We start from the raw sequence: 21228 nt of genomic DNA, 5'->3' as shown, positions 1-21228 counted from the left end.
GCAGCGACAATGATATAGGGGTGATTGGATATGATGGACAACTGGCCGCAAGAGGCTTGGAACCAAATCGTGACCAAGGTGTCGCGGACGAGCGAGCGGATCGGCGCGCGGTTCCCTCATGCAAGCGTTAATGGCGAATATGTGCTGGAGCCCGCTTATTGGTGGACCGCAGGCTTCTGGCCGGGTCTGCTGTGGTTGATCTATCGCGATACGAGGGACGAGAGACTTAGAGCATATGCGGAGAGCTGCGAGCAGCAGCTGGATGAGGTGATGGCCGCATACGACAAGCTGGATCATGATATGGGGTTCATGTGGCAGCTGACGAGCGTGGCGCGGCACAAGCTGCTTGACGGAGAAGCTGGCGAAGGCTCCAGAAGACGCGCTATGCTGGCCGCCAATCTGCTGGTGGGGCGCTACAACGTGAAGGGTCGCTATATTCGCGCATGGAATCCATGGCGTCCTGACGAGGACAATGCAGGCTGGGCCATAATCGACTGTGCAATGAACCTCTCCTTGCTGTATTGGGCGTCTCAGACGTCAGGAGATCCACGCTTCAGACATGTGGCGATGGAGCATGCTGACACTGTAGTTGAGCATTTCATCCGTCCGGACGGCTCCGTGAATCATATCGTCATCTTCGATCCAGACACCGGTGAAAGGCTTGGCGTGAACGGCGGGCAGGGCTATGCTCCCAACTCCGCGTGGTCGCGCGGCACCGCGTGGGCGATCTATGGGATGGCGCTCAGCTACAAGCATACCCGTGAAGCCCGTTATCTGGAGGCGGCGAAGCGGGCGGCGCATTTCTTCATCGCGAATCTGCCCGAGGACCGCGTGCCTCATTGGGATTTCCGATTGCCTGAAGATATAACGAAATATCGCGATTCTTCTGCGGGAGCTTGCGCAGCCTGTGGTCTGCTCCTGATCGCGGAGTTTGTGGACGAGACGGAAAGCGGTCTGTATCAGCAAGAGGGGGAGCGAATGCTGCATGCGCTCTACATGAAGTATGGGTCATGGGATCAAGTGGGGGAAGAAGGTCTCATCCTGCAGGGCACGAGCCATTATCCGGAAGGGAAAAATATCGATGTGCCGCTCATTTACGGCGATTACTTTTTTGCGGAGGGCATCTCGCGCCTGCTGAAGCACGGCGAGCTGTTCTGGTAAGTGGAGGGCTGCGCTATTATAAGAGTAGAGCTGCGTGATCATCCACTGCGCACGAAGAGCACCTGATATGAAGGAGCTCTGCCCGCGCCGCCCGCAACGTTGAAGACGAGAATGCTTCTACCGCATTTTATCCTGATGGAGATGGTTGATCCAGGTCAGGATGGGATGCGGTTTTTTGTGCTGGACCGAGAACCGCTGGATTATTACTGTGAGCCTCCAAGAAAGTCAAAATAACGGCATAGCCAATCAAAATTACGTTAAAGAAACGACAAGGTTGTTTCCTATAATACAAATAAGACAACGACAAGAGGTGAGGAACAGATGCAAACCATAAAGACGGCAACGGGGGCCAAGCCGGCGGCAGCTCCCAAACGCAGAGGGAGCCGATTGCAGACAAAAGAAACCATCGCGGGCTTCCTGTTCATCGGACCGATGCTGATCGGGGTTACGGTGCTGACGCTTATTCCGATTATCGCGATCTTCTTCTTATCGCTCGCCGACTGGAATTTTGTGACGGGCATCCAGCACATTAAATTTATTGGCTTTGATAACTTCGAGAGATTGTTCCAGGACGACAAGTTTCTGAAGTCTATGCGCAATAATGCAACCTTCCTGCTGGCTGTGCCGATCTACCTCGCCATTTCGATGTTCCTTGCGATTATGATCGACAAATATGTGTATATGAAAAGCTTCTTCAAGGTTGCATACTTTATGCCGTATATCTCCAGCATCGTTGCCGTAGCGATTGTATGGCAGGTGCTGTTCCACCCATCGGCCGGTCCGGTCAATCAGGCGCTGATGTCGCTCGGTATCGAGAATCCGCCGAAATGGATTGCCGATCCGAAGTATGCGCTGCCTTCGCTTATGATGATTGCGATCTGGACAGCCATCGGCTTCAATATGATCGTCTATATTGCAGGCCTGCAGTCGATTCCGAAGGACCTGTACGAAGCGGCGGAGATCGATGGCGCAGGCACATGGGTAAAGTTCAAAAGCATCACGTTCCCGCAGCTGTCGTCAACGACGTTTTTCCTGCTCATTACGGGCATTATATCGACCTTCAAGGTGTTCGACCTGATCGCCGTTATGACCAAAGGAGGACCGCTGAATTCCACGAACATGATTGTGTGGAATCTGTACGAATCCGCATTCGTCAATTTGAAGATCGGACCAGCCTCCGCGATGTCGGTCGTCTTGTTCTTCTGCGTGCTGGCGATTACGCTGCTGCAGTGGGTCGGGCAGAAAAAATGGGTGAATTACTAGAAAGGGGAGACGAGCATGACCACAACGACAAGAACCGCGAAAGTGCGCAAGGGCATTCTGACGGCCATTATGTTCGCCATAAGCGTCCTGTTCCTTATGCCGTTTCTCTGGATGCTGTCGGCATCGTTCAAGATTGAGGCGGAGGTGTTCACTTATCCCATCAAGTGGATTCCCTCACAATGGCATATGATTGAGAATTACAAGGAAGTATGGGTAGGGAAGTTCCCGTTCTACAAATATTATTGGAACACCGTGAAGGTGACGGTGCTGACCACGGTCATTTCCTGTACGGTATCTGCGTTAGCGGCTTACGGCTTCTCCAAAATCCAGTTTGCGGCGGGCAAATATTTGTTCCTAATCGTGCTGGCGACCTACATGATTCCGCAGCAGGCTATTCTGGTGCCGCAGTTCCTGCTGTACCGCCAAATCCAATTATTCGACAGTCATCTAGGACTTATTATGTTGGGAAGTTTCAGCGTGCTGGGCACGTTCATGCTGAGACAATTTTTTATGGGCATTCATAATGAATTTATTGAATCGGCCAAAATCGATGGTGCCGGCCACTGGCGCATTTTCTGGCGGATCGCATTCCCGCTCGTCAGGCCTGCAATCGCCACCTATGCGATTCTTCGCTTCATCTGGACATGGAACGACTATCAGAATCCGCTGATTTTCCTTAGGACTGACGCGCTGTACACCATCCAGCTGGCGATGCAGAAGTTCACGACGATCAACGGAGAATTTTATTCGCTTATGATGGCTGCAGCCGTATCCGCGATTCTGCCGCTGCTCATCGTGTTCATTATTGGACAGAAAAGCGTCATCGAAGGCATCGCCCTTGGCGGAGTGAAGGGGTAGGGGACGTTGTGATAGAACCTGATCGAAGCCATTCGAGGATGAGCGACCGCGCTTCAGGGGTAGGTTCTATCGCCAATGAAAGTTCATGTGGTGATAGAACCTGATCGAAGCCATTCGAGGATGGGCGACCGCGCTTCAGGGGTAGGTTCTATCGCCAATGAAAATCCTTTATATCTGAAGTTTTCAGATATTCAAGGATTTTCATGTGGTAAAAATAATCGCATTTGTGGTCAAATTTGTGGTATAGAGTGTATGTGAGCGGTTGCTACAATGAGTACAAGAAAGCGGATTCAACAAAAAGCGACGATGAATTCGACTTCTTCTATAGCCTATAAGAAATACATTCAGGGAGGGTTACACATGTTTAAAGGGAAAAAAGCGGTTTTCGTGCTTGCATTATCAACGGTAATGGCGCTGACAGGCTGCGCGGGCAATAATGGCGGCAACAACAGCTCCAGCGGAGGCAACGGCGGAGGAGCATCCTCGGCGCCAACGGAATCTCCCAAGGCGGTAGAGGAGCAAGTGACGATTCAGCTTCACACGTTCGGCAATGAGGCCACGTACAACTGGTCCAAGACAATCGCTGCATTCGAAGCGGCTAATCCCAATATTAAAGTAAACGTCAATGTGCTCAGTGAGAAGGGCGATTCCCAGGAAGCGCTGCAGAAGCTCGACCTGGCTGCATCCTCGAATGAAACAATGGACGTGCTGATGTTCTCCGACCCGGCTTCCTACGCGCAGCGTGTAGGTCTTGGCATGGTAGCGCCTCTGGATGAATTCATCTCGGCTGAAGGCTTCAAGGTATCCGAGGACTACAAGGTCAACACGACGCTGAACGGCAAGGTATACGCGCTTCCAGGCAAGTTCAACCCTTGGTACGTGCTCTTGAACAAAACAAAGCTGACGGAAGCCGGTCTTGAGGTTCCAACAGACTGGACATGGGATGACTTCACCGCATACGCGAAGCAGCTGACTAAAGGCGAAGGCGCCTCCAAAACATACGGCACTTATTTCCACGGTCCGCAAAACGGCGGCTGGATGGAATTTATGAAGCTGGGTCTGGCGAATCAGCCTGACAATACGGAATTCCTGAAGGAAGACGGCTCCATGAACTTCGACAACCCGCTCTTCCGCAAGACGCTTGAGCTGCGCCTCCAAATGGAGAAAACGGATCAGTCCGCGACGCCTTACACCGATATGCTCTCCCAGAAGCTGCACTATCGGAACCAATTCTTTAACCAGGCGGTCGGCATGATTATGATTGGCAGCTGGATGAACACGGAGTTGGGTGGTACGGAGCAATTCCCGCTAAACTTTGAAGTAGCTGTCGCGCCGATTCCAAAAAATAATGCCTCCGACGAGGGCGGCTACACGATGGTGACGACGGATTATGTAGCCGTTGCCGAAAGCTCCAAAAATAAAGAAGCGGCCTACCAATTCGTCCGCTGGTATACGACGGAAGGCCAAATCGCTCAGGGTAAAAACATTCCGGCCTGGAACGGCGTCGATCAGTCGCAAATGGAAAGCATCATCGACATTATTCTCGGCGGCACCAAAAATCCGGAAAAGGTCGACAAGGCATCTCTGATTCATACGCTGTCGAACGCCAAATCGTCCAAAATCATTCCTCCGGTGACCTACCAATCGGAAGTATACAAAGTAATCAACGAAGAATACGAGAAGCTCATCTATGATCAGCAAGATATCGACCAGACAATTGCGGCCCTGAATGATCGCGTTCAAAAAATTATTGATGCCAATAAATAATGGGCTATACTAGGAAATAAAAGATAGAAGGGGTGCAGCGTAACGTCTGCGCCTCTTTTTTACAATTGTTGAACACGGAGGATAATCGTATGCCCATCCCGACGAGGCCATGGCTATGGTCCAGATCGTTCCGCTTCCGTCTCATTGTGACGGCGGTTGTCTGTATTCTGGTGCCGGCGTTTATTACGCTTGCGCTGTACAATATGCTGACCAAGGAGGCGGTCAAGGAGGAAGCGATGGAGCAATCGCGCCAGAAGCTCCAGCTTGTGGACGGCTATGTGATGAACGTGTTCGATTATATGCTGTATATCGCGAACAGTGTGCAGATGGATTCCTCCATAACGGTTGTATTGAAGGAGATTGCGGCAGGGAAAACGTATGAGGGACCTGACGCAGCCTACGAAAGCTTCCTGGATCAGAGTAAAATTATGAACAAAATCGGCAACATGACGATTCACGGCGATATTGCTTATGTGACCATTCTGCTTACCGACGGCACTCGATTTACGAATTACAACCTGTCGGAATTCGATCCGCTCCAGCTGAAGGAGGAGCCCTGGTTCCCAGAGATGGATGCTTTGAAAAATATGCAATCGTTATGGATTGGCGCCAGTCCGACCGTATTTCCGGCGGAGGCTTCCTCCAGTCCCTATCAGATTACAATGGGGCGCACCTTGCGCGCAGGCGTCAAGCCGTATGGATATGTGTTTGTCACCATTATGGAGAAGCAGATCAGCGGCATCTTCAATCGGCTGTCTGGAGGACAAGAGACGCTCCTGGTCGACCGCGGCGGCTTTATCCTCTCCCACACGGACAAGACGAGGATCGGCGAAAGCTTCTCCAACCGGAATACTGCCGGCAGCCAGGCTCGCTCGGAGCTCGTGAGCGTAGGCGACGAAAGCTACATCCTCACGTCGTACAGACAGACGCTGACCGGCTGGGAGCTGGTGTCGCTTACGCCTTACAAGGAAGCGGTGTATAAGCTGAATTCGATTTTTAACCGTGTGGCGATGCTACAGCTTATATCATTTGTTGTGTTCTTCTTGCTGCTCCTCTACTTGCTGAACAGCTTCACGAAGCCGCTTGTCCGTCTCGGCAAGGTGGCGGAAACCGTGCAGCGGGGCAACCTTGAGATCCGCTCCAACATTCGGGGCAGCGATGAAATCGGTTACTTGGGGCAGTCCTTCGATCAGATGCTGGACCGGGTCAAAATGATGATCGCCGAGGTGACGACGACACAGTCGAGGAAGCGCAAGGCGGAGCTGGCCATGCTGCAGGCGCAGATCAATCCGCATTTTTTGTTCAATGTGCTCAATTCCATTCGGATGAAGGTCATGCGGGGCGGCGATCTGGACAGCTCGGAGATGATTGCTTCGCTATCCAAGCTGCTGCGTATGACGATTACGCAGAGCAACGATACGATTCCGCTGCATGAGGAGCTGTCGATTGTAACTGACTATGTGAAGCTGATGAACATGCGGCAGAAGGAAAAGGTGGAGCTGGTGCTGGATCCATCGCCCGATACGCTGATGGTGCTTGTGCCGCGCTTCTTCCTGCAGCCAATTATCGAGAACGCGCTTATTCATGGGCTCAGTCAGAGGGCGGGTACGATTCGTATTGCGACATGGGCTACCGCTCAGGAGTTCTGGATTCGCATCGAGGATGATGGCATGGGCATGGAGGCGGACAGCCTCGCGGCCCTTCGCGCCAAGCTGGCGGCTCCCGGCGAACAGCCGGCTCCGGTGTCCGACCATAGCAGTCGGCTGTCCGGCATCGGACTGGTGAATGTCTGCGACCGCATGAGAATGACGTACGGCGAAGCCTTCCGAATTGAGGTTATTAGCAACGTGAATGAAGGGACGAACATAACGATCCATATTCCAAAGCTTAAGGCTGGTGAACCGCATGTATAAAGTCATGCTTGTGGACGACGATTATCCTGTTCTGGAATTAATCCATTACGCAATAGATTGGGAGAAGCTTGGCTTGCAGGTGATTGGTATGCATGAGAACGGTGCCAGAGCGCTGGAAGCGGCGGCGCTGGATATGCCCGACATTCTGATTACAGACATCGGAATGCCGCAGATGGATGGACTGGAGCTCGTCTCGAGAATGAAGGAGCATAAGCCGAATCTTCGGGCGGCAATTCTGTCCTGCCACACCGAGTTCGAATATGCGAGGCAGGCGATGAAGCTGCAGGTGCAGGATTATTTGCTGAAGGATACGCTTGAGCCGGCTCAGATCCGGACGCTGCTGACGCAGTTTATCGCCAGCCTGGAGCAGGAGCGGGAGCAGCAATCCAAGCAGCTGCGGATGGAGCGGCTGGTCGATCGGAACCGTTCTCTTATGAAGGAGAAATTTATCCGGACGACGTTACAGCAGCCGCTACTTGATATAGAGAAATGGAAGGCGGAGCTGGAGGGCTTCGGGCTGCCGCTTCGCGGAGGGGAGACAATTATTCCCGTTATCGGCATGATTGACGAGTTGCGCGCGGCCAAGCTTCGATTCCAATCCGACGAGGTGCTGCGCTTCGCAGTGGACAATGTTGTCGAGGAGGCGATACAGGGGTCCGGCCTGTCGGCGGTCCACTTCCAATACAGCGCCCAAGAGACGGTCATACTCGCGGCATTCCAGGGCGGCCTGAAGGTGAATGGGTACGATGAGACGCGAGCGCTGCTGCGAAGCCTGCAGACGGCGGTCCATTCGCTGAAGCTGAGAATGTCGTTCCTGATTGGGGAGCGCTGCTCGGAGCCGAACTGCATCAAGGCAGCTCTGCTGCATATTCAGCAGGACCGGGTCGCCCGGTTTTACCGGACGAGCGGCTCGATAGCGCGCGCCGAGGGCAGGTCGCCGGGCGCCTATGATTTGTTCCGGGATTTCCAGAAATCAAGCGAGCGGCTGAGAGACTTGATTATCGGGAAGAAGGTGGCGGAGATCGGCGTCACGGTTAACAGCTGGCTGGATGATATCGAGCAGCACCGACCGGACCCTGCCATGGTCAAGGACTGGGTGCTCCGCATGCTGCTGGATACGCGGCTGAAGCTTCAATCCGCCCTTGATTACCGGACCAGCGGCAATACGGATGTCCTTCCGAACGAAGCGCTTGAGCTCGATACGATGGCGGAGCTGAAGGAGTGGATGATCGGCCATTGCCTCTCCATCATCGCAACGGATTTGTATGGAGGCACGTCCAGCAAGCGCTCGGAGATTGCGGAAGCATGCCATTTTGTCACACAGCATCTGGATCGGAAAATAACGCTGGAGGAGGTGGCGGAGCAGCTGTTTATGAACCCGAGCTATTTCAGCAGACTGTTCAAAAAAGAAACCGGCGAGACGTTTATCGAATACGTCACCAGAATGAAGATGCACCGCGCGAAGGAGCTGCTGGAGAGCAGCGCGACGCCAGTGGGCAAAATATGCGAGCTGCTGGGATACGACAACCAGAGCTACTTCATCAAGCTGTTCAAGGCGTTCGCCGGCGTCACGCCGGTTGAATTCCGCGGCCAGCTGCGCAAAGGATAAGGGAGGACGCATGATGGAATGGGGAGATTGGGAGCTTCGGGAATGGTCTTCGGCTCTGGCGGCGCGCAGCCTCGGCTTCGGCCTGCTGGGAGGGGAGTCAGGGCCTGACGAATGGGCAAGCCGGCTGCTGGAGGACCGTTCGTTGGCGGGATTGGTCAGCGAGATCGAGGCGGAAGCCGCGCGTATGCTTGGGGAACCGGAGCCAGAGCTGACCGATGAGCTGTTCCGCATGTTTGCGGAGACCGGCGACCGGCTGGCGTACGAGAAGGTGTATTTTGCCAGAAGAAAACGGCTCTGCGCCTTTGGCGTGATGAGCTGGCTGAGGCCGGAGGAAGAGGCGTATCGGGACTCGCTGCATCGCACGGCTTGGTCCATCTGCAATGAATTTACATGGTGCCTGCCCGCTCATTATGGCGAGAAGCGGGGACGCTTCGGCAATATTGACTTATTCGCGGCGGAGACAGGCTTTGCGCTGGCTGAATTGAGCGCCTTGCTTGGCGACAGGCTGGATGCTGAGCTGCGGGCGCAGATAGGGATGGAGATGGAGCGCCGATTGTTCGAGCCGTTTCTGGAGCAGGGGCCTTATCCTTGGGAGAGGCTGGAGAACAATTGGTCCTCTGTGTGCGCAGGCTCCATTGGGGCGGCGGCGCTGTACGGGATCAGGGATACGGATAGACTGGTGCGCGTATTGGAGCGTGTGCATGTATCCATGGCTTGCTTCCTTGCGGGATACGGCGAAGACGGCGCCTGTGTGGAGGGGTATGGCTACTGGCAATACGGCTTCGGCTATTACGCGTATTACTCCGATTTGTTGAAGCGAGCCACGGGAGGGGCTATAGACGGCTTCGCCATCCCGAAGGTTAAGGGCATTGCCCTGTTCCAGCAGCGATGCTTCTCATGCGGGGATATGGTGGTGAACTTCTCGGATTCCCCTCAGCGCAGCGGCATATTTATGGGGCTCACGCTGCGGCTCCGCGATGAGTTTCCAGAGGTCGCTTTGCCGGAGGCAGCGCTGAGAGCGCCCTTCGCCGCGGATCATTGCGGCCGGTGGGCGCCAGCTGTCAGGAACCTCATCTGGGCGGCTGAAGCGCGCGGCGCTTTGTTGGCCAAGGCGAGCGAGCTGCGGAAGGCGGCTGGCGACACAGAGACGTCGGCCCATGTCGGATGGCCGACGGAGGCTCATTTTATGACTGATGCGGCGTGGCTCATGTCCCGCTATGTAGCGGAAGACGGCAGCGTATACAGCTTCGCTGCCAAGGGCGGGCACAATGGCGAATCCCATAATCATAACGACTGCGGACACTTCCTGCTGCATGCGGACGGTGAAGTGTACCTGGCGGACCTCGGCAGCGGCATGTATACGAAGCAATATTTTGGCCCGGAGCGGTATACATTCTGGTGCAATGGCTCGCAAGGCCATTCGCTTCCCATTGTGAGAGGGCAGCTGCAGCAGGAAGGAGCGGAGCATCGAGCCGTCGTGACGAAGGTGCTGCTCTCGGACGTTGAGGATGAGCTTGGCCTGGAGCTGAGCGGAGCCTACCCTAAGGGAGCGGGCTTGCTGGGGCTGGAGCGGAGCTTCCAGTGGAGGAAGACGGATGGTCCCAGCCTGGTGCTGGTTGACCGGTTCACAATGGCGGAAGCGCCCCTGGATGCCCTGCGGCAAGACGAGCCAATCGTGGAGCGATTCATCACCTTGCTGGAGCCCAAGCGGGTGGAGGAGGGCGTCCTCATGCTTGAAGGCGGCCACCGACTCTATATTTCCTATCATCCGGAGGCTTGGCGTCCTGTCATCACGACGCGCAGCGACCTGAACCATGCCGGTGAGGAAAGGCATTGGTATACGCTAGACTTTGTCCCTCTGGCGGAGGGAGCTGTGGGCGGTCGGGAGGAAGCGGCATTTCAGTTTTCTTTTCAGAAAAAGTAAAAATGGATGCATTACAAGTAGGTTTGAAGAGGGGAGGCTGCTGTAATGAGGGGAACGTTCGCTAATACGGCAGTACAGGAGATAGAAGCGTTAGGAAGGGCGTATTGGCTGAGTAAGCTGGAGCAGGTGGCGGAGCCGGTGCTGTCGGCGCTGGCGGATGGGAGGCTGAGAATGGCCATGCCCATCGAGACCAAGCCAGGCATGGAGGCCGATCGGGCTCAATACGCGCATTTGGAGGCGCTTGGCAGGCTGCTCAGCGGAATGGCTCCATGGCTGGAGCTGGGCGAAGGCGCAGCGAACGCCGAGGAAGAGGCGCTCCGTGCCCGATACGCAGAGCTGTCTCGTAAAGCTATAGACGCGGGCACGAATCCGTCTTCGCCGGACTATATGAATTTCTCGGATGGCGGACAGCCCATTGTGGACGCCGCGTTTCTCGCGCAGGCCATACTCCGAGCGCCGGTGGAGCTGTGGGAGAAGCTGGAGGAGCGGGTGAAGCGCCAGGTTGTGGCGAGCCTCAAGGCAACCAGAAGCCGACGGCCCCATGTGTCGAATTGGCTGCTGTTCTCGGCGATGATCGAAGCGGCGCTGCATCAGGCGGGTGAGGCTGACTGGGACCGGATGCGCGTCGATTACGCGATCCGGCAGCATGAGCAGTGGTACAAGGGGGACGGCGCCTATGGCGACGGTCCTGAGTTCCACTGGGATTATTACAACAGCTTCGTCATTCAGCCCATGCTTGTCGACGTGCTGGAGGCGCTGCATGGGGAGGACGACGAATGGAGCGCTCTTCGCCAGAATGTTCTGAAGCGCGCCCGGCGCTACGCCGAGGTGCAGGAGCGCTTCGTCGCGCCGGACGGCAGCTTCCCGCCCATCGGCCGGTCGCTGGCTTATCGCTGCGGGGCGTTCCATAGCCTGGCCCAAAGCGCGCTTCGCGGCGACCTGCCGGACCGCGTCACGCCGGAGCAGGCGCGCTGCGCCTTAACCGCCGTCATCCGCCGAACGCTCGACGCGCCGGGAACATTCCAAGAGGGCGGCTGGCTGACGATCGGCCTTGCCGGGCATCAGCCCGGCGCAGGCGAAATCTATATTTCGACCGGAAGCCTGTATCTATGCGCGGCTGCCTTCCTGCCGCTGGGGCTCCCGGCCTCGCACCGCTTCTGGAGCGGTCCGGCTGCGCCGTGGACCTCCGTCCTGGCTTGGAGCGGAGCTCCTATTGAAGCAGATGGCGCCCTGAAATAGGGGCGCTTCGCTTTTGCTTTTGTTTCGCAGGTGAAATGCCTGGGGACAGGATGCGCCTGAAGACGGCCGTAAGGCCGTCTTTTTTTACCAGCAATAGCGTATACGTTTTCGAGCATTCGAAAACGGAAATTCTATTTGGCGATAAATCCTACATCTAAACGCGGTCGCTCATCTCTGACAGGCCTCGATAGAGGATTTCTCACATTATATTTATAAAGTTTCGGGGTGAGGAGGGTTCCGGTTCAGTTCAGAAACAGATACGCAAGACGTAACGGACATAAAACGTACTTAGAGCTCCAATCTGGCGTTTTCCAGTATGTAACGGTCAAATTGGACGCTTAGCCGTTCTAAAGGCACCGACTTTCTATCAAGTGTCGTTCTAACGTTCGAAAATGTCCATTACAACTTTGGACGGCCGATTAGAAGGGTGTAAAGTTATTTTTTGTCCGTTAGAAGCCTCAGTGGTACGCTTGGCGTCGTCGAGAAGATAGCAAGGGCGAAAATGTTGGTCAAGGACGCCTTGAGGCAGTTTTCTTTGTTTCGTGTAAAATCTCTGCAAAAATAAGTTCAAGCACTTGAAATCCATTCGGAGATTGAGTATTATAAAAATGGTTGTTAGCACTACTCGCTTACGAGTGCTAACGAAATATCACAAGAAGCGACAAATTTAGAAGGAGGCTATTTTCAATGATTAAACCTTTGGGTGAACGCGTATTGATCGAACCAATCGCGAAGGAAGAAACAACTGCGAGCGGCATCGTGCTGCCGGATACGGCGAAGGAAAAGCCGCAAGAAGGCAAAGTAGTGGCTGTTGGCAGCGGATCGCTGAAGGACGGCGTTCGCGTAGCATTGGAAGTAAAAGAAGGCGACCGCGTTCTGTTCTCCAAATATGCGGGTACGGAAGTCAAATACGAAGGCAAAGAGTATTTGATCATGAAGGAAAGCGACATCCACGCTATTTTTGGCTAAGAATAGCGACCACATACTTAATATATAATTATTAGGAGGTAATTACACATGGCGAAAGAAATTAAATTTAGCGAAGAAGCGCGCCGTTCCATGCTTCGCGGCGTTGACGCTCTGGCGAACGCGGTAAAAGTGACTCTTGGACCAAAAGGACGCAACGTCGTTCTGGAGAAAAAATTCGGCAGCCCGCTCATCACAAACGACGGCGTATCCATCGCGAAGGAAATCGAGCTGGAAGACGCGTTCGAGAACATGGGCGCTCAGCTGGTTAAAGAAGTAGCGACCAAAACAAACGACGTAGCGGGCGACGGTACAACTACGGCAACCGTTCTTGCTCAAGCGATGATCCGCGAAGGCTTGAAAAACGTAACAGCGGGCGCAAACCCTATGGTGATCCGCAAAGGCATCGAGAAAGCTGTTAAAGCTGCTGTTGAAGAGCTGAAGGTAATCTCCAAGCCAATCGAAGGCAAACAGTCTATCGCACAGGTAGCGGCTATCTCCTCCGCAGACGAGGAAGTAGGCGAGCTGATCGCGGAAGCAATGGAGAAGGTTGGCAACGACGGCGTTATTACAGTGGAAGAGTCCAAGGGCTTCAACACGGAGCTGGAAGTGGTTGAAGGCATGCAGTTCGACCGCGGCTACATCTCCCCTTACATGATTACTGACACCGACAAGATGGAAGCGGTACTCGACAACCCTTACATCCTGATCACGGATAAAAAGATCTCCAACATCCAAGAAATTCTGCCTGTTCTGGAGAAGGTTGTTCAATCCGGCAAGCAGCTTCTGATCATTGCAGAAGACGTAGAAGGCGAAGCGCAAGCGACTCTGGTCGTGAACAAGCTGCGCGGCACCTTCACTTGCGTTGCGGTTAAAGCTCCTGGCTTCGGCGACCGCCGCAAAGCCATGCTGCAAGATATCGCTGCCCTGACTGGCGGCCAAGTGATCACAGAAGAGCTCGGCCTTGAGCTGAAGTCGGCAACTGTGGACCAACTGGGCTCCGCTCGTCAAATCCGCATTACCAAAGAAAACACGATTATCGTTGACGGCGCTGGCAACTCCGCTGACATCGTTGCACGTGTGAACCAAATCCGCGCTCAGCTGGAAGAAACAACTTCCGACTTCGATCGCGAGAAGCTACAAGAGCGCCTGGCTAAGCTGTCCGGCGGCGTTGCGGTTATCAAGGTCGGCGCAGCTACTGAGACTGAGCTGAAAGAGCGCAAGCTTCGCATCGAGGACGCGCTGAACTCCACTCGCGCAGCAGTGGAAGAAGGTATCGTATCCGGCGGCGGTACAGCTCTGGTTAACGTATACAAAGCGGTTGCAGCCGTTAACGCTGCAGGCGACGAAGCCACTGGCGTCAACATCGTGCTTCGTGCTCTGGAAGAGCCAATTCGCACAATCGCGGCTAACGCAGGCCAAGAAGGCTCCGTTATCGTTGAGCGTCTGAAAAACGAGCAAGTAGGCGTAGGCTACAACGCGGCTACTGGCGAGTGGGTGAACATGTTCGAAGCGGGTATCGTTGACCCTGCCAAAGTAACACGTTCCGCCCTGCAAAACGCTGCTTCCGTAGCGGCTATGTTCCTGACAACCGAAGCGGTTGTTGCCGACAAGCCTGAGCCGAAGGGCGCAGCTGGCGGCGGCATGCCTGACATGGGCGGCATGGGCGGTATGGGCGGCATGATGTAATAAAGGGCTTAAAAACCCTGTAATACCAAGGGAAACGGGACCTCTAAGGGTCCCGTTTCTCATATAAAATCACAAAAAAATCACATTTCTTGCAAAGCAGCAGCCTTCAGCAAATCTGCGAAGACGATTTTTACTTTTTGAGTCGCATTTTTTTCCATCTTCTTGGTTACATGAGTGTAAATCTGCAGTGTGGTCTTAGGATCATCGTGACCGACTCTAGCCATGATAGTCGCCAGATCCACACCAGCCTCGGCCATCATGCTGACATGTGTATGGCGGAAAATATGAGACGTTGCGTGTTTGTGTATGTTGGTCTTTCGCATGACTCGTTCCATTCGGTTGGCAATATGCTTATAGACCAACGGATACCCATTATCGTGGGTAAATACAAAATTGCTATCATAATATTCCGGCAGCAAGTGCCGGGTAGCCATCTTTAACTTCGTTTGCGTTTTATAATGATTTTGTAGCATATTAGTAATGTCTTCATCTACATCAAAATCTCGGATGGAGGCATCTGTTTTTGGAGGCTGAAGTTCGAACTCCCGCATATTATTATTCTCGTTATACATAGTTTTCGTCACCCGAATACGATGCGTCTCGAAATTTATATCCGTCCATTTCAAGGCGAGAGCTTCTCCGATCCGCATGCCTGTGAAGGCCAAGAGGTAAAACATTTCCTTATCCTGATCAAGTCCATACTTCCGTACGGCGTTCAGAAATTCTGTCAACTCATGACTTTCTAAGTATTTCTCTTCGATAGGATTCGCTTCGATCTCTTCAACAGTCCTTCGCTTAACAGGAATTGTAGCTCCTGTGGCGGGATTGTCCTTTCGATACTTTTCCTTAATAGCATGCTTATAAATTAGATTCGCGGTTACATGGACGCCTTCAATCGTTGACTTTGCATATCCTTTGTCAAACAGATCATTTAAAATGCTCTGATGTTTCTTGGGTGTGATTTTATCGATATTCAAATTTTTAATGTATTTATTCAGAGTAGCAATTGAATTCCCACGTAACCGTATGGTATTTTTTTTAACTTTGGTACGCTTATACGTCTCCAGCCATTCCTCCGCAACATGGATAAAAGGAAGGTTTTTGTTCTTCTTTTCGTTTATACCATCTTCTTTTAATGCCTTTAGCACTTTATCGACACGTGCCTCTGCTTCTTTCTTCGTGTCTGCTCTCCGAGCTATCTGATTACGCTTGCCTGAAACGGGATCAGGAGGTCCCTCCTTCGTGCATACCCACTTATAACCTTGTTTGTTTTTGGCGGGTACCTGGGTAAAAGATGCCATCGCTTTACACCTCACTCACCATTGTAGATATTCTGAAATATTGTATTGCAGCACGTCCTCGATATCACCGATTCGTAACAGCAGTATCCGGATCTCGGAAGTGTCGCAATGAATTCCCATAAACGTCTCGGCATGCGTCCTTAGCGCAGGCATATTGAGCCCAACTTCATTTGGAGCGTAGGGGTTCCGAATATAAACTTGGTCGGGAACGCTTAATGCGAGTGTGTCTGGGTCGAATTGATCGACTTCGAATCGTTCAAAAGGCGCCTGAATGGGCACGAAAAGAGGCTTGCTCCAGTCGAATGACAGATGATCAAGCAATAACCATACAGGTACCAATTGACCACTCTCAAACTCTCGATCGTAATATAAGGACATGTTCATTAGCTGAATGCCTCCCTTTGCTTACTAAGTTGCTGATGGAGCTGACCGAGTATGCGCAGCGTCTCATCAGTATAGCCGTACCGTGCTGCCACACCAACACGCCTGGCGTACGCATTGCGGTCCTGGTGGCCTTGCAGAATCCGTCGCTTTACCTGGTCGATCCGTCGCTGAACGAAGCTACGGGGGAGTCGGAAAGCCTCAGACAGATGGGTAAAGTATTCGTCAAACGTATGACAAGGCGAAATTTCTGCCAACATGAAGTATGGTAGGGCAGCGTATTGTTGGAATGCGCCTGCCTGAGCCTCTTGTAACTCGACGAATAAGCTCGGCAATTTATCTTGACTGCCAGCATGCAAAGCTGGGTGTCCAAGCTCATGGAAGAACTTTAATCGCTGCTGAGCGTCACTGTCATGGATATTCAGGAAAATGAGACCGCCGACGAAATCGTCATATATCACTCTTGCATCACCTTCGCTCTTATAGGTGATGTACGTATTGAATATTTCACCAATATAATCGAGGTCCATGTCAGCCGGCGTCTTGATGCCGTTGTCATGATATTTTTGGCAAATCCACTTCTCCAGCTCGGTAGGCTTGTACAATGTCATGTCAAAAATCAATCTATTTCCCTCCAAATAAGAATATATGTTCGACAAAATGACAAAAAATATATGTGAAGCAATTAGTCCACTTCATTTTCTCGTTTCTGCTGCTCCAAGAAGGCTCGAAACTCGTCTGCAGGGATTTGATATGACGGCGGTGAAGTAAGGCCGGTGCGCGCCTGGTACTTAGTCAGGTCAACCGCTATACGATGGCCATCATAAGTCAGATCCGCAGTTGTTAGCAGGAATGAGGGGTCAGCTTGTCCGAGATAACCCATCGAGATTTCAGTAAAATAGGTTTTCTGTTCATCAAGTAAATCAGCCTCGTCTGGACGGAAGATAATAATTTTGGTCATGGGACCACGCTCGACCTGGATACGATATTTCATGAAATCACCTCTTTTATAGAATATATGTTCGTATTATATGTGAAAAATAAAAGCCATTGCTGGCTTTGGGGGCTATCTTAATCTTATCGATCCCCATCTGATGGGAAAGTTGCTGAACCTACTGTTAGAATATTATTGTCTAGTCATGTAGGTACCATTTGAATGTTTATAAATTTTGGACCGACATTTATAACAATGCCCAGAGTTTCCGATGAATTTTATTTTTCTGGCGCAAGCAGGACATTCAATTGACGGTGATGCTACAGCAATCACAGAACGAATAAATGTGATAACAAGCGCTAACACTACTCCGATAATTATGCAAATGAGCAAGAAAACAAGCATTATTCATTACGCCCTTCATTTTCCCCATCGGCTGAGGTACTTGTTAATCTTCCTTCTGTTTTCTTCTTTCACGTAACCGCTTCTCTCGGAACGCTCGAAACATCTCAAGTTCTTGCTCCAAGTGAGCAGCCTCTTCCTCATCCAATTCTTTAGGTGGACCGCCCAAATAAGCAATGTAGATCGGTCCATCATGATCTGGCTCCATTTTTTTTTGCGAAGTAGGAGATGAATCATTGGTGCGACCTAATAGGTAATCTACCTTTACTTCGTACAGATCGGCTAATTTATTCAAAGTCTCTGCATCAGGTTCTCTGTAGTTTCTTTCGTAATTTGATAGTGCTGTGTTAGAGATGTTTGATCGTTCGGAAACGTAGAGTTGAGACCAACCCTTTAATTCTCGTGCCTTTTTTAACCGCGCGCCAAGAGTCATAATATCCCCTTACCCTTAAAAATAGAATATTACTAACATCATAGCTTAATTTCACACTATGTAAAATATATTACACGAAACGAAAAATTAAGTGTTGACTTTCACGATACGTGGATGTATATTATAAACAAGTTCCACAAAACGTGGAGGTGAAAAGGTGAATGGAACTTCACGAAAAAATTCGAGTTGTTCGCAAAACAAAGCGGATAAGCCAGACAGAGGTCGCCAAAAGGGCGAAAATGTCAGTTTCGACATACAACATGAAGGAAATGGGCAATCGACCTATTCGGTCTGGTGAATTTGAAGAGATTGCGAAAGCTTTAGAAGAACTCCCAGAGATTTTTTATGCCCAAAACTTCCACGAAATGTGGAATGTTAGTGTGGATAAAGAAGTAAAGGATCTCCAAGCTTCGCAGTTAAACACAGGATGAGGGAGGTAAGGCGTTGAGTAATGTACGAATAGCACTTTCTGAGGAAACATGCGAGTTGATTATGACTGATGAGGCCAAGGAAGCAGAGACGCTTCAACAAGCAGGCTGGGTTCCGATTTATGTACCGTTTGCATTCGAGAGTCCTTTCAATGTCTGGTTGTTGTATCGTCCTGGGAATATGAGGCTTGGTTACGGCCAGCCTTGGACGGAAGAAGGGCGCAAGAAATTTCATGAAACTCTTGCTTCTGCGCCCAAAGGTAGATCCTTAAACATGACTAAGGAAGACGCCGCTTTTGTCAAAGCCGTTATGTGTGGAGAGGAAGCCAAGGAAGATCATTAATTTGGACCCTATTCTTTGCTTCAAGCAAAGCAATGATTTCTGTATTCCCATCAAAAGCCGGTTTGTCTACTCGATCAACCATGAAGTTGATTTCTAATTCTTCATCAAAGTAATGTTTAAATCTCTGGCGGAGTTCTTCTCGATTAGGGCTATCAAGTACATGTTCCGGAACGATGATGACAGCGAATTCAAAGCCTCACACTTCAATAACTGCAGCTTTTAATTCCAAATGCAACACCTCCTTCCTCATGTAATTTGGTAAGCTTCGATAACTTCCATTTTACAGAGAAAGAAGACGACTGGAAAGAAAGGAGGCGGTCAATATGTTCAAGGTAGAGATTGACACCGAACAGATCCAGCGTTTGATTAACGAATCTGTAGCGAAAGCCATCGAAAAGCATTCGTTCGCACGGAGTTTGCCACCGGTTCTGACTCGGAGTCAACTAATGGAGTTTCTCGATATCGGCAGTACGAAGGCAGCTGAACTTCTGAACAGAGCTGATTTTCCTGTTGTTCGAGAACTTGGACATCCGCGGATTCTTACTCATCAACTTATTCAATGGATGGAACGACATTCGGATTGGGTGAACGATAATGCACCAGACCACAAGTTTTCCCGCCTAGGCGCGTAATTATCTGGTTAATGAGGGGAGGTGAGGGCACTGGAAATCAATCCGTGGGATGTGAAAGAACTGTTTCAAACAGCAGATGAAGACAAGGCGAATGAGCTGCTGCGTGAAGGTTGGATTTTGTATGATGTCACACGCGGTAACCTAAAGTACATGTTCTTACTGGCGCGGATTTGAGGGGAGCCCGGGGGGGGCTCCGGTGCGAAGGAATTGCATTGAGGAAGTGCGAGGCGGTCAAACGAGGAATTAACCGACACCATTATTATACAGCTGCGTTTCGCGCCCTGTCTGTTCCAAAGTGGAACGAAAGGAGGGCAGTAGATGAAAATGGGGCTAGGAGCAGTCTTACATGCTTGCCGCGAACGAGCGGGTTATAGCCAAGAGAAACTAGCAGAATTGCTTAACTTATCACGGAGTTGTATTTCGAAGTATGAAAAAAATCACAAACCGGTACATGCTGAAACGCTTTTTCGTTGGGCAGACGTCACAAACGCCAGGGAAGTTGTAGTCGCTTATCTTTACGGATTAGATGGACTATCAATGATTCAGTCGGTTCTGCAGGTTACTGGAATGGGAGGTTGAGAGTTTTGTCGAGAGAACAGTTGGTAAAAGAGGCACGAAAGGCAGCACGGAACGCGGATCATAATCTGAAATGGATGAACAAGCATCCTGACCGTTACGATACGTCGAGAAAAGTGGAAATGCAAGCGTATCTCCGTGATATGCGAAGGTTCGCTCGAATTGAAATGAAAAACGCCCGGCGTGCAGGCCGGACGTCCAAGTTGAGATCACGTCTAATGAGTCTCTTGTCGTCCATTTTAACGGCTGATCGACATTAGTGCAAGGAGAGTTGCGATATGGATGGTAAATTCTCAATTTCGTTCGACGGACAGGAAGCCCAGATGATTATAAACGCCTTGCAAGAGAAGGCAGATCGGATGCGGACGTCGCAGGTTGCTGGCATGTACCGACTACTGGCAAAGCGCGTCACGGAGGGGAAATTATCATTTCATTCGTCTACCTATCAAATCATGGCGGCGCGCTATGGGCTGCCGATTGCAGAGGTGAGTGGCAATGCGATTTCGATGGAACAACTCGGCAGCGGAGCAAGCTGCCATATGCATGGCAGTGGCGCGTATACGTTGTAAAGGGCTTACCGCCGAGGAGGCCGTCGTGGTCACGCTCCAAACTGGCCGGCATTGTCGGAATCCTGAAGCAATTTCGGACAAGCTACTGCGGCGCCTACATAAAGCTGTCAGACAAGTGGTTGCGAGCGGTAACCAAAAAATTAGTTGAGGGGGACCTTGAATGCCCTATATTCCTAATCCGGACAAGCCTGGAGAATTGACGACAATTGCTGAAGGGATTTCCGCTTTCTATGAATGCTGCACCGAGGGTGGCGGCGTGGATTTAGAGAAATTCGCAAAATGGAAGAGCCGCTATCCTGCTGCGATGTGGGAGGCGTATGAAACGCTAAATATGGTGCTGGACGAGCATTACCCTCCAGTGGAGCAAGGAGGTGTTAAGAATGACGAACGGGGCAGCGATCGGATACATGATTATCGCAGCGCGTAAGGCGGGTTTGGATGACGAAGCGATTCAACGGCTGGAATCGGCGATGTATCAGGAGATGGACAGGGTGACGGAAGGCGAAGCCGAGCACGTTTATCAAAATTCGTAAGAAGAGAGAGTCCCGAACGTGATTCGGGGCCATCTCCGGGCATCGAACCCACCCCCGGTTCGGTGTTCGGAGATGCGGTTTACGCATCAATGCATAAGAAAGGAGGCATTCCATGGGAGAAGCTGCTGATATGATTTTGAACGGATTGTGCTGTCAAGTGTGTGGCTCGTACATGGATGACATGGAAGAACCCGGACATCCTCGAACTTGTGACGACTGCGAGAACGAGTAAGAGCCCGCTGGCAGGCGGGCTCACAAACAATCGAATGCCCCCATTTTAGCATACGGGAATGAGGGCGACAAGGAG

At 51.6% G+C, this 21228-nt stretch carries 22 protein-coding genes; 16 read left to right on the top strand and 6 right to left on the bottom strand.

Translation table 11 applies throughout. From position 1 onward, the window contains the following. Window positions 1-33 precede the first annotated feature (33 nt). The 10 genes from AB1S56_RS19900 to groL all read left to right on the top strand — a co-directional run bounded on the left by AB1S56_RS19900 (window position 34) and on the right by groL (window position 14389). Window positions 34-1161 carry a glycosyl hydrolase gene (locus AB1S56_RS19900; protein WP_340869157.1) on the top strand — a complete coding sequence of 376 codons (1128 nt, stop codon included), beginning with the start codon at window positions 34-36 and terminating at the stop codon, window positions 1159-1161. A 321-nt stretch (window positions 1162-1482) separates the two neighbouring features. Next, entirely contained in the window at window positions 1483-2424 is a 942-nt protein-coding gene (locus AB1S56_RS19895) for a sugar ABC transporter permease (protein WP_340868973.1), read from the top strand. Window positions 2425-2439: 15 nt separating this feature from the next. Next, window positions 2440-3282: a carbohydrate ABC transporter permease gene (locus AB1S56_RS19890; protein ID WP_340868974.1), complete on the top strand. Its 843-nt coding sequence runs from the start codon at window positions 2440-2442 to the stop codon at window positions 3280-3282. Between the two features lie 360 nt (window positions 3283-3642). Next, window positions 3643-5049 carry an extracellular solute-binding protein gene (locus AB1S56_RS19885; RefSeq protein ID WP_340868975.1) on the top strand — a complete coding sequence of 469 codons (1407 nt, stop codon included), beginning with the start codon at window positions 3643-3645 and terminating at the stop codon, window positions 5047-5049. Between the two features lie 89 nt (window positions 5050-5138). Beyond that, entirely contained in the window at window positions 5139-6962 is a 1824-nt protein-coding gene (locus AB1S56_RS19880; RefSeq protein WP_340868977.1) for a histidine kinase, read from the top strand. Beyond that, the gene (locus AB1S56_RS19875; protein ID WP_340868978.1) at window positions 6955-8571 is read left to right on the top strand and encodes a helix-turn-helix domain-containing protein; all 1617 of its coding nucleotides are present in this window, start codon (window positions 6955-6957) and stop codon (window positions 8569-8571) included. The genes AB1S56_RS19880 and AB1S56_RS19875 overlap by 8 nt, the downstream gene beginning before the upstream one ends. A 10-nt stretch (window positions 8572-8581) precedes the next feature. After that, the gene (locus tag AB1S56_RS19870) at window positions 8582-10495 is read left to right on the top strand and encodes a heparinase II/III family protein (protein ID WP_340868979.1); all 1914 of its coding nucleotides are present in this window, start codon (window positions 8582-8584) and stop codon (window positions 10493-10495) included. Window positions 10496-10540: 45 nt separating this feature from the next. Continuing rightward, window positions 10541-11734: a DUF2264 domain-containing protein gene (locus tag AB1S56_RS19865; RefSeq protein WP_340868981.1), complete on the top strand. Its 1194-nt coding sequence runs from the start codon at window positions 10541-10543 to the stop codon at window positions 11732-11734. Between the two features lie 687 nt (window positions 11735-12421). Next, complete coding sequence (gene groES / locus AB1S56_RS19860) at window positions 12422-12703, top strand: co-chaperone GroES (protein ID WP_340868982.1); 282 nt, start codon at window positions 12422-12424, stop codon at window positions 12701-12703. A gap of 48 nt (window positions 12704-12751) precedes the next feature. Continuing rightward, the gene (gene groL / locus AB1S56_RS19855; protein WP_340868983.1) at window positions 12752-14389 is read left to right on the top strand and encodes a chaperonin GroEL; all 1638 of its coding nucleotides are present in this window, start codon (window positions 12752-12754) and stop codon (window positions 14387-14389) included. Between the two features lie 80 nt (window positions 14390-14469). Here the strand turns inward: groL and AB1S56_RS19850 are convergent, their stop codons facing one another. The 6 genes from AB1S56_RS19850 to AB1S56_RS19825 form a co-directional block, all read right to left on the bottom strand. Then, window positions 14470-15690 carry a tyrosine-type recombinase/integrase gene (locus AB1S56_RS19850; RefSeq protein ID WP_340868985.1) on the bottom strand — a complete coding sequence of 407 codons (1221 nt, stop codon included), beginning with the start codon at window positions 15688-15690 and terminating at the stop codon, window positions 14470-14472. A 15-nt stretch (window positions 15691-15705) separates the two neighbouring features. Continuing rightward, window positions 15706-16074: a hypothetical protein gene (locus AB1S56_RS19845; protein WP_340868987.1), complete on the bottom strand. Its 369-nt coding sequence runs from the start codon at window positions 16072-16074 to the stop codon at window positions 15706-15708. Beyond that, window positions 16074-16694 (bottom strand): ImmA/IrrE family metallo-endopeptidase, encoded by a 621-nt coding sequence (locus AB1S56_RS19840; RefSeq protein ID WP_340868989.1) that lies wholly within the window; start codon window positions 16692-16694, stop codon window positions 16074-16076. Before AB1S56_RS19840 ends, AB1S56_RS19845 begins: the two co-directional genes overlap by 1 nt. Window positions 16695-16756: 62 nt before the next feature. Then, window positions 16757-17065 (bottom strand): hypothetical protein, encoded by a 309-nt coding sequence (locus tag AB1S56_RS19835; protein ID WP_340868991.1) that lies wholly within the window; start codon window positions 17063-17065, stop codon window positions 16757-16759. Between the two features lie 132 nt (window positions 17066-17197). After that, the gene (locus tag AB1S56_RS19830; RefSeq protein ID WP_367903380.1) at window positions 17198-17410 is read right to left on the bottom strand and encodes a DUF2614 family zinc ribbon-containing protein; all 213 of its coding nucleotides are present in this window, start codon (window positions 17408-17410) and stop codon (window positions 17198-17200) included. 43 nt (window positions 17411-17453) lie between these two features. Beyond that, the gene (locus AB1S56_RS19825; protein WP_340868993.1) at window positions 17454-17840 is read right to left on the bottom strand and encodes a helix-turn-helix transcriptional regulator; all 387 of its coding nucleotides are present in this window, start codon (window positions 17838-17840) and stop codon (window positions 17454-17456) included. Window positions 17841-18001: 161 nt separating this feature from the next. Between AB1S56_RS19825 and AB1S56_RS19820 the strand changes: the two genes are divergently transcribed. The 6 genes from AB1S56_RS19820 to AB1S56_RS19795 all read left to right on the top strand — a co-directional run bounded on the left by AB1S56_RS19820 (window position 18002) and on the right by AB1S56_RS19795 (window position 20921). Next, window positions 18002-18271, top strand: coding sequence for a helix-turn-helix transcriptional regulator (locus AB1S56_RS19820; protein WP_340868994.1), 270 nt, complete (start codon window positions 18002-18004; stop codon window positions 18269-18271). Between the two features lie 13 nt (window positions 18272-18284). Continuing rightward, window positions 18285-18611 carry a hypothetical protein gene (locus tag AB1S56_RS19815; protein ID WP_340868995.1) on the top strand — a complete coding sequence of 109 codons (327 nt, stop codon included), beginning with the start codon at window positions 18285-18287 and terminating at the stop codon, window positions 18609-18611. 323 nt (window positions 18612-18934) lie between these two features. Continuing rightward, complete coding sequence (locus tag AB1S56_RS19810) at window positions 18935-19243, top strand: DNA-binding protein (RefSeq protein WP_340868997.1); 309 nt, start codon at window positions 18935-18937, stop codon at window positions 19241-19243. 318 nt (window positions 19244-19561) lie between these two features. Continuing rightward, a complete protein-coding gene (locus AB1S56_RS19805) occupies window positions 19562-19822 on the top strand; it encodes a helix-turn-helix transcriptional regulator (protein ID WP_340869001.1) in 261 nt (86 codons plus the stop codon). Window positions 19823-20097: 275 nt separating this feature from the next. Next, entirely contained in the window at window positions 20098-20388 is a 291-nt protein-coding gene (locus tag AB1S56_RS19800; RefSeq protein ID WP_340869002.1) for a hypothetical protein, read from the top strand. Window positions 20389-20768: 380 nt separating this feature from the next. Next, window positions 20769-20921: a hypothetical protein gene (locus tag AB1S56_RS19795; protein ID WP_340869003.1), complete on the top strand. Its 153-nt coding sequence runs from the start codon at window positions 20769-20771 to the stop codon at window positions 20919-20921. Window positions 20922-21228: the final 307 nt, after the last annotated feature.

The sequence above is a fragment of the Paenibacillus sp. PL2-23 genome (genome assembly GCF_040834005.1).
Taxonomy (GTDB): domain Bacteria; phylum Bacillota; class Bacilli; order Paenibacillales; family Paenibacillaceae; genus Pristimantibacillus.
The sequence above is the reverse complement of the archived record's forward strand: the minus strand, read 5'-3'. Positions and strand labels throughout refer to the sequence as shown.

Bases quoted from the DNA above. Each gene is read 5' to 3' on its own strand.
- AB1S56_RS19900 (WP_340869157.1), top strand. From the start codon at position 34: ATGGACAACTGGCCGCAAGAGGCTTGGAACCAAATCGTGACCAAGGTG.
- AB1S56_RS19895 (WP_340868973.1), top strand. From the start codon at position 1,483: ATGCAAACCATAAAGACGGCAACGGGGGCCAAGCCGGCGGCAGCTCCC.
- AB1S56_RS19890 (WP_340868974.1), top strand. From the start codon at position 2,440: ATGACCACAACGACAAGAACCGCGAAAGTGCGCAAGGGCATTCTGACG.
- AB1S56_RS19885 (WP_340868975.1), top strand. From the start codon at position 3,643: ATGTTTAAAGGGAAAAAAGCGGTTTTCGTGCTTGCATTATCAACGGTA.
- AB1S56_RS19880 (WP_340868977.1), top strand. From the start codon at position 5,139: ATGCCCATCCCGACGAGGCCATGGCTATGGTCCAGATCGTTCCGCTTC.
- AB1S56_RS19875 (WP_340868978.1), top strand. From the start codon at position 6,955: ATGTATAAAGTCATGCTTGTGGACGACGATTATCCTGTTCTGGAATTA.
- AB1S56_RS19870 (WP_340868979.1), top strand. From the start codon at position 8,582: ATGATGGAATGGGGAGATTGGGAGCTTCGGGAATGGTCTTCGGCTCTG.
- AB1S56_RS19865 (WP_340868981.1), top strand. From the start codon at position 10,541: ATGAGGGGAACGTTCGCTAATACGGCAGTACAGGAGATAGAAGCGTTA.
- groES (WP_340868982.1), top strand. From the start codon at position 12,422: ATGATTAAACCTTTGGGTGAACGCGTATTGATCGAACCAATCGCGAAG.
- groL (WP_340868983.1), top strand. From the start codon at position 12,752: ATGGCGAAAGAAATTAAATTTAGCGAAGAAGCGCGCCGTTCCATGCTT.
- AB1S56_RS19850 (WP_340868985.1), bottom strand. From the start codon at position 15,690: ATGGCATCTTTTACCCAGGTACCCGCCAAAAACAAACAAGGTTATAAG.
- AB1S56_RS19845 (WP_340868987.1), bottom strand. From the start codon at position 16,074: ATGAACATGTCCTTATATTACGATCGAGAGTTTGAGAGTGGTCAATTG.
- AB1S56_RS19835 (WP_340868991.1), bottom strand. From the start codon at position 17,065: ATGAAATATCGTATCCAGGTCGAGCGTGGTCCCATGACCAAAATTATT.
- AB1S56_RS19830 (WP_367903380.1), bottom strand. From the start codon at position 17,410: ATGCTTGTTTTCTTGCTCATTTGCATAATTATCGGAGTAGTGTTAGCG.
- AB1S56_RS19825 (WP_340868993.1), bottom strand. From the start codon at position 17,840: ATGACTCTTGGCGCGCGGTTAAAAAAGGCACGAGAATTAAAGGGTTGG.
- AB1S56_RS19820 (WP_340868994.1), top strand. From the start codon at position 18,002: ATGGAACTTCACGAAAAAATTCGAGTTGTTCGCAAAACAAAGCGGATA.
- AB1S56_RS19810 (WP_340868997.1), top strand. From the start codon at position 18,935: ATGTTCAAGGTAGAGATTGACACCGAACAGATCCAGCGTTTGATTAAC.
- AB1S56_RS19805 (WP_340869001.1), top strand. From the start codon at position 19,562: ATGAAAATGGGGCTAGGAGCAGTCTTACATGCTTGCCGCGAACGAGCG.
- AB1S56_RS19800 (WP_340869002.1), top strand. From the start codon at position 20,098: ATGGATGGTAAATTCTCAATTTCGTTCGACGGACAGGAAGCCCAGATG.
- AB1S56_RS19795 (WP_340869003.1), top strand. From the start codon at position 20,769: ATGACGAACGGGGCAGCGATCGGATACATGATTATCGCAGCGCGTAAG.